This window comes from Flavobacterium glucosi (assembly GCF_048286535.1).
Taxonomy (GTDB): Bacteria; Bacteroidota; Bacteroidia; order Flavobacteriales; family Flavobacteriaceae; genus Flavobacterium.
Window position 1 is genome coordinate 89,487 of the sequence record NZ_JBLVPK010000002.1, and the last position, 12,143, is coordinate 101,629.

The window sequence follows — 12,143 nt, forward strand, 5'->3', positions numbered from 1 at the left end:
GCAATACCTATTAACAAACAACCAAAAAAAAAGAAAATGAAAACTACAGAAACAAGAATTCAAGAATTAGTGACCGACTGGATCACGAACCCAAGATGGAATGGCATTGAGCGACCTTACACTGCTGAAGAAGTGGTGAAATTGCAAGGTTCGTATCAAATAGAACATAGTGTAGCCAGAATTGGGGCAAATAACTTATGGAATAAACTAAATGCTCAGGATTTTGTAGCCGGACTTGGCGCACTTACCGGGAACCAAGCCATTCAAGAAGTAGAAGCAGGATTAGATGCGATTTATTTGAGCGGTTGGCAGGTAGCTGCTGACGCAAATGTAGCCGGCGAAATGTATCCTGACCAATCTTTATATCCTGCTAACAGCGTACCTTTAGTAGTAAAACGAATCAACAATGCACTTTTGAGAGCGGATCAAATACAAGTTGTAAACGGAACAACCGATAAAAAACAATATTTAGTGCCTATCGTTGCTGATGCCGAAGCCGGTTTTGGAGGGAATCTAAATGCTTTCGAATTAATGAAAGCGATGATTGAAGCGGGAGCTGCCGGAGTTCACTTTGAAGATCAATTGAGTTCTGCCAAAAAATGTGGTCACTTAGGTGGAAAAGTATTGGTTCCTACTCAAGAAGCCATCAATAAATTGATTGCAGCACGTTTGGCAGCTGACGTAATGGGAACACCAACAATTGTGGTTGCCCGCACAGATGCGGATGCAGCTAACTTATTGACTAGCGATATTGACCCACGAGATGCTAAATTCATCACGGGTGAAAAAACTGGAGAAGGTTTTTTCTATGTAAATTGTGGTGTAGAACAAGGAATTGACAGAGGATTGAGTTATGCGCCTTATGCCGATTTAATTTGGATGGAAACCAGTAATCCGGATCTTGATTACGCAAGAAAATTTGCCGAAGGAATTCATGCGAAGTTCCCGGGAAAAATGTTGGCTTATAATTGTTCCCCTTCTTTCAACTGGGCTGCCAAATTATCCGTTGCTGAAATGGAAACGTTCCGAGAGGATCTCGCTGCAATGGGATACAAATTCCAATTCATCACTTTAGCCGGATTCCACGCATTGAACACCAGCATGTTCGAATTGTCTAAAGCCTACAAAGAAAGAGGAATGGCTGGCTATTCTGAATTACAGGAAAGAGAATTTGCTTTGCAAAAGCACGGTTTCAAAGCCGTAAAACACCAAGGCTTCGTAGGGACATCCTATTTTGATGCGGTACAAAACACCGTAACCATTGGAAAATCTTCTACTACTGCCATGAAAGATTCTACAGAAGTAGCGCAGTTTTAAACAAAATAGCCACCATAAAAAAACACGATTTCAGATGGAATCGTGTTTTTATTTTAAAAGTAAGAATGAGTCTTTATTTTGATTCTATAATTTCAAGATCCGTAACGACTTTCTGTTTTCCTTTTTGAATACTGATTGTATTGACTGAAACCGGAAGGTAAAATTTACCATTTTTAGCTGGTTCTAATTTTAATTTTTTATCTTTCTTTTTCCAATTATCCGCTGTTGCTTTCGTTATCGAAAGATCATAAACCTGCTTGTTCAATCCTTTTACGCCTTTCACTTTCTGAGAATAAACGACTTCTTTGAAGCTGTTTTCAATTTGTAAAAGCACCTCCGATTCCTCATTCGAATAATACCAAATCTCCGCTTTTGGCTCTGAAGCCTTAGCCCAAGAACTCCAGCTGTTGCCCCATTCTCTTGATTTTTTTATCTTTTTAAGTTCAAAAACATGAAGATTTTCCGCTATGACTTTATCATTCAGTTGTTGCACTTGATCCAAATTAACTTTGTACACCGAACGACCGTGAGTTCCCACCACTAAATCTTTTGCTTTCTTTTGAATCACTACATCGTGAACGGCCACGTTTGGAATTTCGTTAGAAAAATCATCCCAAGATGTTCCTTTGTTTAATGAAATATACAAGCCGTTATCCGTTCCCACATATAAAATATTCTCGTTTACATTATCTTCCACAATTACATTCACAGGACTTGAAGGTAAATTATTGGCGATGTTTTTCCAGGTTTGCCCAAAATCATCTGACATGTACACATAACTGGTGAAATCATCATTACGATATCCGTTCAAAGTCGCATAAACTCTCTCTTTCTTATGTGCCGAAGCTACGACTCTGGAAATCCATCGGTTATGAGGCAAATTCTCCGAAATTTTGTTCCAAGTCGCCCCTCCGTCTTGCGAAACATGAATCAATCCATCATCACTTCCCGTGTAGAGCAAACCAAACTGCAATGGGCTTTCGCTGATAGCTGCAATTGTTCCAAAGGCTACATTTCCTTCCTTCACTCCATGCGTCAAATCAGGTGAAATAGCAGTCCAAGTTTGTCCTTGATTCATCGAACGATGCAAGAAATTAGATCCCATGTATAAAATATCTTGGTTGTGCGAAGACAATAAAATAGGCGTTTGCCAATTAAATCGAAATGGTTTTTCATCCTTTTTTGGCTTTGGAGAAATATAATCACGTTTGTTATTCGCACGATCAATTCGGTAATAATTTCCAAATTGAAATCCAGTGAAAACAATATTAGAATTCCTTTTGTCGATTTGAGTTTGCATTCCGTCTCCTCCCATCAAATTTTCGTACGGATATTTTCCGGTTTGGTACCATTCTGAGGAATATTTATACGTGCTTGGCCCAACCCAAACCCCATTATCCTGCATGCCGCCATAGATATTATACGGTTCTTGCTCATCTACATTCACTGCATAAAACTGACTTACGGAATGCGAATTACTTTTCACCCAATGCGCTCCATCATCATACGAAATGTTCAAACCCCCATCATTTCCATTGATTAAATGTCCTGATTTATTTGGGTTGACCCAAACTACGTGATGATCTGCGTGAACATTCTCTTCGCTTATGGAGGTAAATGTTTTTCCGCCGTCATTTGATTTTATAATGGGTACACCTGATAAATAAATTTTATTCACATCATTTGGATCAACAGCAATAACACTGAAATAATACCCGTACGAATAAAAGAAATCATCGATAAAATCTTGATGGGTCTTCGTCCAATTTTTTCCTCCGTTACTTGATTTGTACACTTCGGCACCGATAACTTCTGTTTCGGCTAAACTATTTATCGCATCCAAAACTACTTTGGCAGCTTCGTTTGGTTGCAAATACCCGTTTTGAACCCAGTGTTTGATATTTTCGGCTCGATATTTTTCGGTTAAACCATAATTCTTTAAAATAGAATTCAGACTTTTATTGGGCAATTTCAGGAATTCGTCTCCTGGCATAGAAAACGCAACCGGTAACGAATTGCTTTTTTGGGATTGCAACGGTCTTTTGAATTGGTTATCCAAAATGGCATACACGTTATCATCATCATACACCGCTAAACCAATACGACCAACACCTTCGCCAACAGGAAATCCACTTTCAGCATTCGTAAAAAGTTTCCATGTCAATCCTGCATCTTCACTTTTATAAATCCCCGAAGTAGCACCGCTTCCTGTAAAATCCCACGCCTTTCTGTCTTTACTCCAAGAAGCCGCAAATTGAATCTTGAAATTTTTTGGCGAAACAGCCACATCTATAATTCCGGTTTCATCGTCGATATAAAGGGTTTTGCTCCACGTTTTTCCGCCATTTATCGTTTTATAAATTCCTCGTTCTTCATTTTTAGAGTACAAATGTCCCACGGCACCTACAACAACTTCATCAGGATTTGATGGATTTATAAGTATTCTGCTGATGTGATGACTGTCGTGCAATCCCATATTTTGCCAAGTCTTCCCTTTGTCTTCGGATTTCAAAATTCCAATTCCCGCATAAGAGGATCGGGACGAATTGACCTCGCCAGTTCCTACCCAAATCGTTCCTCGTTTCCAGTCTATCGCAATATCACCTACATTTTGCGTTGGCACAGCATCCATAACCGGCGTAAAACTCATCCCATTATTATTCGTGTACCAAAGTCCGCCCGAAGCATATCCTACATAAAACTCGGTTGGGTTTTCCGGATTTACATCCACATCCACCACTCTTCCGCTCATCACCGTTGGCCCTACATTTTCGAAAGTAACACTTTGAAACAGCGATTGGTTTTCCATTGTTTTCTTGGTTTCCAATGATTTCTGAATCGCTTCGGGAGAAACTTGTCCCCAAGAGACACTTTGTACGATAAGGGCAGAAAAGAGTACTATTTTTTTCATGTAAATTGATTTGAATTGGAAAATTAATCATAAAAATAGTTATCTGAAAATTTTATAGTGTAATTAACATCCGTTTCTTTCAAAGTTAGTATTTTTGAATAATCATTATAAAAAACAAGGATTGTATAATGTTATTTATATTTATCTATAAAAACGCCCATTAAGATTGCATTTTGCTACAATAAAATAAAAAAATCAACACATGAAATACCATCAAATTGACCGCGATTTATTTATAAAAAATAGAGCCAAATTCATGGCTCAGATGAAACCAAAAAGCGTTGCTATTTTCAACTCTAATGATATTTACCCCGTTTCTGCCGATAGTACATTGCCATTTGCACAGCACCGCGATATCTTTTACTTAAGCGGAGTAGATCAGGAAGAAAGTATTTTATTGCTTTTCCCGGACGCGCCATACGAGCACCAAAGAGAAATGGTATTCTTGAAAGAAACCAGCGAACACATTGCCATTTGGGAAGGTGAAAAACTGACTAAAGAGCGTGCTTTTGAAGTAACAGGAATCAGAACTGTGCATTGGTTGCAGGATTTCGAAAAAGTTTTATTCGAAATGATGACGCACGCTGAAACAATTTACATCAATACTAACGAGCATTACCGCGCCACCGTGGAAACCGAAACGCGTGAAGCCCGTTTTGTAAAATGGTGGAAAGAGAAATATCCGGCACATGCTGTTGCAAAAAGCAACCCGATATTGCAACGCCTTCGTTCTGTAAAAGAAACCGAAGAATTGGACTTAATACAAAAAGCCTGTACTATTACGGAACTTGGTTTTAGAAGATTATTGCCTTTCGTGAAACCAAACGTTACCGAATATGAAATCGAAGCCGAGTTAATTCACGAATTCATTCGCAACCGTTCCAGAGGTTTTGCCTACACGCCAATTATCGCTTCCGGAAACAATGCCAACGTGTTGCACTACATCGAAAACAACCAACAATGCAAAGCCGGTGATTTAATTTTACTGGATGTTGCCGCTGAATATGCCAATTATTCGAGTGACATGACGCGTACCATTCCGGTTTCAGGAAAATATACTAAAAGACAAAAAGAGGTCTACAATGCTGTTTTAAATGTAAAAAACGAAGCGACCAAAATGCTGACTACAGGAACACTTTGGAAACAATACCATATCGAAGTGGGGAAATTAATGACTTCCGAATTACTAGGTTTGGGTCTTATTGACACAGCCGACGTACAAAACGAAAACCCGGAATGGCCCGCTTATAAAAAATATTTCATGCACGGAACATCGCACCACATGGGATTGGACACGCACGATTACGGAATCCTGACCGAACCCATGCAAGCCAATATGGTGTTCACTGTAGAGCCTGGAATTTACATTCCTGCCGAAGGTTTTGGAATCCGTCTGGAGGACAACATTATCGTTCAAGAAAGCGGAGAACCATTCAACATGATGCGCAACATCCCAATTGAGGTAGACGAAATCGAAGAATTAATGAACAGTTAATTCCATAAAATATACAACCAAATCGGTTTACAGCAATGTGAACCGATTTTTTTTTGGGCGCAACCCAGCCTCCGTAAACTCCGGCTGCGTCGGGCTATTCGCTGCAAGTCCTCGTCTCGTCAAAAAGACAAGACTGTGGGCTTTCCACTATTATCCCTTGCGCTTCAACGAGAAAATCTGTAATTCCAAAATTCATCTTAAAGCTGTAACTTTATAATCACGCTTCCGACATATTTAAAAAACTTAAAACATAGAAATCATGCAAGCACACCAAATAGACTACCACATTTACGGCGAAGAAATGCAATATGTGGAAATAGAACTGGACCCACAGGAAATTGTAATTGCCGAAGCCGGAAGTTTTATGATGATGGACAATAATATCCAAATGGAAACTATTTTTGGTGACGGTTCCGGACAAGAAAACGGATTGTTCGGCAAGCTTTTAAGCGCCGGAAAAAGAGTCCTGACCGGCGAAAGTCTTTTTATGACCGCATTCATCAATCAAAACAATACCAAAAGCAAAGTTTCCTTTGCCTCACCATATCCAGGAAAAATTATCCCAATTGACTTAACGCAATTTGGCGGAAAATTCATTTGCCAGAAAGATGCCTTTCTCTGCGCTGCCAAAGGCGTTTCTGTGGGGATTGAATTCTCTAAAAAACTCGGTCGTGGGCTTTTTGGCGGCGAAGGTTTCATCATGCAAAAAATAGAAGGCGACGGAATGGCGTTTGTGCATACCGGCGGAACATTAGCCAAAAAAGAATTAGCAGCAGGCGAAATCCTAAAAGTCGACACGGGTTGCATCGTAGGTTTTACCAAAGATGTCGATTATGACATTGAGTTTATTGGCGGGATCAAGAATTCAATTTTTGGTGGCGAAGGTTTATTTTATGCCACGCTAAGTGGCCCGGGAACAGTTTATGTACAATCCTTGCCTTTCAGCCGACTCGCTGACAGGATCATCGCATCTGCTCCCAAAGCTGGCGGAAAAAGTCGCGACGAAGGCAGTATATTAGGCGGATTAGGAAGTTTGCTTGATGGGGACCGACGATTTTAAATTTTACCAATATTGAATCACCACTTTAAATAATACCTACAAGGTTCAAAAAAACCTTGCAGGAAACGCAACAACGGCTTTCATAAATGGAAGCCGTTTTATTTAACCATATAAGCCATTTAAGCAAATAGAAATAATGCTTACATCACCTTATATTTCTTAAATGGTTAAAAAAATAAAATGCTACTTTTGTAGACTAAATTTCCATTTTGAAACAAATTCTCTTTAAAAACACCAACATCTCCTATTCCGATACCGGAAAAGGAACCGCTATTGTCTTACTTCATGGTTTTTTGGAAAACAAAGGCATGTGGGATTTTTATATTTCGGAGTTTGCTAAAAAAAATCGCGTTATCACGATTGATTTATTGGGACATGGCGAAACGGAATGTCTGAGTTACGTGCAAACGATGGAAGATAATGCCGATGCTGTTCACGCAGTTTTATCGGAATTGCGCATCCGAAAAGCCATTTTTGTCGGGCATTCTATGGGCGGTTATGTGGCTTTGGCTTTCGCCGAATTATATCCTGACACCATAAAAGGATTGGTTTTATTAAACTCCACCGCAAGAGCCGACAGCGCCGAACGAAAAACAAATCGGGATCGAGCCATCAAAGCGGTAAAACAATCTTTTATAAATTTTGTTTCACTTTCTATTGCTAACTTATTCAGCGAATCCAACAGAGAACGACTTTCATCAGAAATTGAAAGCGTAAAAAAAGAAGCTTTAAAAACATCGCTACAAGGAATAGTTGCGTCACTGGAAGGAATGAAAATAAGACACGATCGGGAAGTGTTGTTGCACCTTACACCCTATCCAAAATTATTGATTCTTGGCGAAAAAGATCCTGTCCTGAATTATGAAGAGACTAAAGAACAGATAGAAAACACTGCGGTAAAACTAGTCACTTTTCCCGACGGACACATGACTCATATTGAGAATCAAGATCAATTATTGATTGTATTGTTGGATTTTTTCAAAAGTATTTAAATTATTTTCTCTTCGAAAGAAATGCTTTCATCTAAAATTTCGCTCAATAAAAGAACCATTTGCTCTAAATAATTACTCAAAATTTCTTCATTTATAATCGAATTTATTTCTTTATCTTCTTTAAAATTAAACGGAAGAAAACCTGCTTTTAAATTTTTAAAAGAAATAATTCCCGCTTCAATTGGCTTTCCTTTTGCTTCGTGTTCATACATATATGCATACGCCAGCACCTGAATGATTTTATCGCTTTTAATATCTTCAGTTAGTCCTTTCCACGATTTCAGAGTGACGCTTGCTTTTTCTACTTTTCCGGTTTTATAATCGATAATTCGAATGATTCCGTTGCGCTCTTCTATTCGGTCTACATTTCCTTTTATCAATACAGGAAAAGGCAAATTAGGATGATGTAATGGTCGCTCGAAAGTTTGTTCTAAAGCAATTATTTTTATCGCATCGCCGTTCTTAATACTTTCCAGTTCGACTTTTAAGAAATTAGAAACATTACGTTTGGCGACTTCAAACGCCAATAAATTTCTTCCTTTTTTGATTTCGCCTTCTTTGTAAACCAATTTGAATTGCTGGAGAACCTCTGCATCAATTTGTTTGAAACAATTTAAAATAGCACTTTCCGAAATAAATTTACCAATGAAAGGCTCGTATAAAACCTTCAAAGTTTCGTGGATAATGGTTCCCAACGTATTCAAGGCAATATTTTCTTCGACTTCTTCGACTTCGCTGATGCGCAAAATCTTCTGGAAATAAAACTGAATTGGATTTCGGATATAACTCGTCAATGCGGACGGAGAAAACCCTTTTTCTGCAATTTCTTTCAAACGAATCATCACACTTTCAGATTTTGGAATTACCATCGGTTGATATGCCGTTTCAGGTAAAACAGCATTATAAATTTCGTGTGTCAACGTATGATTAACCTGCTTTTCGACTTCCAATTGGGTTATGAATCGGCTTTTTTCACCTGCATCCAAACCTTCACTTTCGGTATTATAAAGCAAGTAAACATTTTTGGCACGTTGCAATAAATGATAGAAATGATAGGTATAAATAGCATCTTTTTCTTTGAATGTCGGCAACCCTAATTCGCGTTTCACATCATACGGAATAAACGAATTCTGCGATTTACCAGCCGGAAACTTACCTTCATTCATTGAAGTAACAATAACGGTGTCAAAATCCAAAACCCGGCTCTCTAACACTCCCATAATCTGCAAACCATTCAAAGGTTCGCCTTCAAAAGAAACTTCGGCCAAATCAATTACTTGTTTGTAAATGGCATAAAGCGTTTCTATTTTATCAATATGTAGGTGCTTCGAATAATAATTAATTAGTTTATTGATGACTTTAAAAATAGCAAAGACAAAAGACTTGGTGATTTTCTCTTCCTCGTTATCGTTGCTTAAATTTTCTTTTATTGTCAGTAATAATGTAGAAATCGTTTCTAATACCGGAATTGAACCCTTTTCCCATTTTTGGAATAATAAAAGAAACAATTCGCTCGGAATTACATTCAATTCCATCAATTTATGATGCGTAATAAAAGTATAATTATTTTGATTGATCGTATGGACAAGAGCGCTGGTTTTCGCATACGGTTCTACCAAAGGATGCGTCAAAACATCTAATACATCTTTGTAATACAGCACATAGCTTTTGGCATTTCTGGATAACGCATTCGTATGCATTTTGAATAATTTGGCAATCAAAATCTGTGCTGGATTGTTCTTGCTCGAATACCCCATCGTTATATTCAAAGCTCCAACGCTTGACGGTAACGAATATAAAAGCGGCACCAAAAGATTTTCCTCACCAAGCACAATCGCCACTTTATCAAGCTTGCCATTCGGATTTTCATTGATGACATTTTCAACAATACTTCCGGCTATTTTGGCCTGACCAATTGTTTTTGGTGTACCAATAACCTGAATGTTTTTAGTCTGTGAAAAATCATTTACAATCCATTCAAACGGATGTAATTTATAATGTTTCCAACTTTCTTTGAAACGGCGTACAAAGAGTCCTGCATCGTGATACGGATCATTGAGAAACGTTTGGTCTACGTCCCAATATATTTTGGCTTGATCAGAAGCGATAAGATGCTGGATTATTTTTTCTTCGGCTGCATTCAATGCATTAAAACCGGCAAACAGGAATTGTTTATTTTGTACAGAATTCGAAAAATGATTTAGATTATTTACTGCCTCGCGATAAATCAAGCCTTGATAACCGATTCCTTTATTCAATAAATGGGTATATAGTGACTGATAATAATTGGGTAGTAATTTCCAAAAATCGATATATTTTTCTAATAATACGGTCTTATTTTCGACTTCAATTCCCCATTTTTTGATATCTTCAATATCTTTCAGGTACGAAAGAACGTGGGAGGGTTCTAATAAATAGCGGTCAATTTCATTAAAATCTTGTAACAATGTTTTAGCCCAATTGGCAAAGAGTTCAAAGGATTGTTGGTTTACTTTATCAGTAATCGACAAGTAGACTTCGTAAAATTCAAATAATAGTTCAATGGGGTCTATGGTACGAATACCCGCAATATTTTGAATAAAATCTTCAATACTAATAATTTCAGGAGAAAGTATATTTGTGGTTACCTGATTTTTCAGCTCTTCAATCAAAAATATTTTTGCCCGTTTGTTTGGTAAAACTACAATTGTGTTGGAAAGGTTGTCTGAATAGTTTTCAATTAAAACGGCAGCAATTTTATCAAGAAAAGAAGTATTTGTCATTCTATAAAAATAAAAAAAACGCCCCGATAAATCGAGGCGTTTTCCATAAATATTTTAGAAAGAAATTATTCTTTAATCAAAGATATTTCAACTCTTCTGTTCATTGCTTTTCCTTTTGCAGTTTTATTAGTTGCAATTGGTTTAGTTTCACCAAAACCTGTAGATCTAAGTCTATCAGCAGCAATTCCGTTTTCAATTAAATAATTTTTAACGGCAGCAGCTCTGTTCTCAGATAACGTTTGGTTAAGTTCGTTACTACCATCACTATCACAATGTCCTTCGATCATGAATTTTGAATAAGGATATTCTTTCAAGATTGAAGTGATTGATTGCAATACAGTGTAAGTTCCTTGTTGGAAAGTAGCTTTACCAGAATCAAACAAGATTACTTTACCATAGTTATTTAAAGTTTTCATAACTTCTTCTGAAACTTCTGGACAACCTTGATTAGCAACAGTACCTCTTACGTCTGGACATTTATCATCTTTGTCTAAAACACCATCTCCATCAGTATCTGGCCAAGGACAACCTGCGTTTTCTTTAGGACCTGCAACAGTTGGACATTTGTCATCTTTATCAGCTACTCCGTCTCCATCAGCATCTGGACAACCTTTCAATGCGGCTAAACCAGCAACTTCTGGACAAGCATCATCTTTATCAGCAATTCCATCTCCATCAGTATCAGGACATCCGTTCAATGCAGCTAAACCAGCAACTTCTGGACAAGCATCAGCACTGTCTTGAATTCCATCTCCATCCGTATCAGGACATCCGTTGAATTCTTTTAAACCAGCAACTTCTGGACAAGCATCATCTTTGTCATATATTCCATCACCATCTGTATCTTTACCTCCGAATTTGAAGATAAGACCAGCTGAATGTTGGAAATGTGATGGAGCATCTGGAACACCAGCTGCATCTTCTCTATCTCCAAAAGATTTTTTATATCTTGTAGCAAGTTCAACTCCAACATTTTCAGTAAACCAAAAAGTTAAACCAGCACCTGGGTTTAAAGTTCCGTAGCTACTATCACCAAAGAAAGTATAACCTCCACCAACAGATAGAGACGGATCAATAACTTTAGAACTAATCAAATTCATGAAACTATATTTAATAGTTGCATCAACACCATAATACATTAAATCTCCAGGATTAGACACTACATAGCCACGTGAATCATGACCAACTGCAGTTGGAGCAAATTTCACATATTTATCAATTTTATTCACAGAACCAGAAAGTCCAAAAGAGAAATTATCTCCTACGTATCTAGATACACTTAAATAAGATACAGAAGGAAGAATATTCCAGTTGTCTTTAACTGCAAATGGTTGAGAAAAATGTTGATCGAGCCAATTATGTCCTCCACCAGCACTAGCTTTAGTGTCAACGGCATTAACTCCAAAAGAGATTGCCCATGGATTGTTACTGTCTTGTGCATGAGAGCTTAATCCCATCACCATCATTACAGCAACAAAAAGTTTGTTAAGATGTTTCATACTTAATTTTTTTAATTACAATTTAGTTAATTATTAACAAAAGTAATGCGTAAATTTTTAACTACAAAACTAAATGTTAAAAAAAACCTATAAAAACTACCAAAAGT

At 37.5% G+C, this 12,143-nt stretch carries 7 protein-coding genes; 4 read left to right on the forward strand and 3 right to left on the reverse strand.

Annotated elements, in window-relative coordinates:
* Positions 1 to 36 precede the first annotated feature (36 nt).
* Entirely contained in the window at positions 37 to 1,317 is a 1,281-nt protein-coding gene (aceA, locus tag ACNQGD_RS03540) for an isocitrate lyase (RefSeq protein ID WP_417998326.1), read from the forward strand.
* Positions 1,318 to 1,390: 73 nt separating this feature from the next.
* Here aceA and ACNQGD_RS03545 read toward each other — a convergent pair whose 3' ends face one another.
* A complete protein-coding gene (locus ACNQGD_RS03545; protein WP_417998327.1) occupies positions 1,391 to 4,228 on the reverse strand; it encodes a WD40/YVTN/BNR-like repeat-containing protein in 2,838 nt (945 codons plus the stop codon).
* Positions 4,229 to 4,430: 202 nt separating this feature from the next.
* Here ACNQGD_RS03545 and ACNQGD_RS03550 point away from each other — a divergent pair, with 202 nt between their 5' ends.
* From ACNQGD_RS03550 to ACNQGD_RS03560, 3 genes are all read left to right on the forward strand, one after another.
* The gene (locus ACNQGD_RS03550; protein WP_417998328.1) at positions 4,431 to 5,723 is read left to right on the forward strand and encodes an aminopeptidase P family protein; all 1,293 of its coding nucleotides are present in this window, start codon (positions 4,431 to 4,433) and stop codon (positions 5,721 to 5,723) included.
* 259 nt (positions 5,724 to 5,982) lie between these two features.
* Positions 5,983 to 6,783, forward strand: coding sequence for a TIGR00266 family protein (locus ACNQGD_RS03555; protein WP_417998329.1), 801 nt, complete (start codon positions 5,983 to 5,985; stop codon positions 6,781 to 6,783).
* Between the two features lie 209 nt (positions 6,784 to 6,992).
* A complete protein-coding gene (locus ACNQGD_RS03560; protein WP_417998330.1) occupies positions 6,993 to 7,775 on the forward strand; it encodes an alpha/beta fold hydrolase in 783 nt (260 codons plus the stop codon).
* On the opposite strand, the gene ACNQGD_RS03565 is transcribed toward ACNQGD_RS03560, so the two are convergent.
* Together ACNQGD_RS03565 and ACNQGD_RS03570 are read right to left on the reverse strand one after the other, a co-directional pair.
* On the reverse strand, positions 7,772 to 10,537 hold the full coding sequence (locus ACNQGD_RS03565) for a PD-(D/E)XK nuclease family protein (protein ID WP_417998331.1): 2,766 nt from the start codon (positions 10,535 to 10,537) through the stop codon (positions 7,772 to 7,774). The genes ACNQGD_RS03560 and ACNQGD_RS03565 overlap by 4 nt on opposite strands.
* Positions 10,538 to 10,602: 65 nt before the next feature.
* The gene (locus ACNQGD_RS03570; RefSeq protein ID WP_417996434.1) at positions 10,603 to 12,036 is read right to left on the reverse strand and encodes an OmpA family protein; all 1,434 of its coding nucleotides are present in this window, start codon (positions 12,034 to 12,036) and stop codon (positions 10,603 to 10,605) included.
* Between the last annotated feature and the right edge of the window lie 107 nt (positions 12,037 to 12,143).

Coding starts and splice junctions, on each gene's coding strand:
- ACNQGD_RS03565 (WP_417998331.1), bottom strand. CDS start 10,537: ATGACAAATACTTCTTTTCTTGATAAAATTGCTGCCGTTTTAATTGAA.
- ACNQGD_RS03550 (WP_417998328.1), top strand. CDS start 4,431: ATGAAATACCATCAAATTGACCGCGATTTATTTATAAAAAATAGAGCC.
- ACNQGD_RS03545 (WP_417998327.1), bottom strand. CDS start 4,228: ATGAAAAAAATAGTACTCTTTTCTGCCCTTATCGTACAAAGTGTCTCT.
- aceA (WP_417998326.1), top strand. CDS start 37: ATGAAAACTACAGAAACAAGAATTCAAGAATTAGTGACCGACTGGATC.
- ACNQGD_RS03555 (WP_417998329.1), top strand. CDS start 5,983: ATGCAAGCACACCAAATAGACTACCACATTTACGGCGAAGAAATGCAA.
- ACNQGD_RS03570 (WP_417996434.1), bottom strand. CDS start 12,036: ATGAAACATCTTAACAAACTTTTTGTTGCTGTAATGATGGTGATGGGA.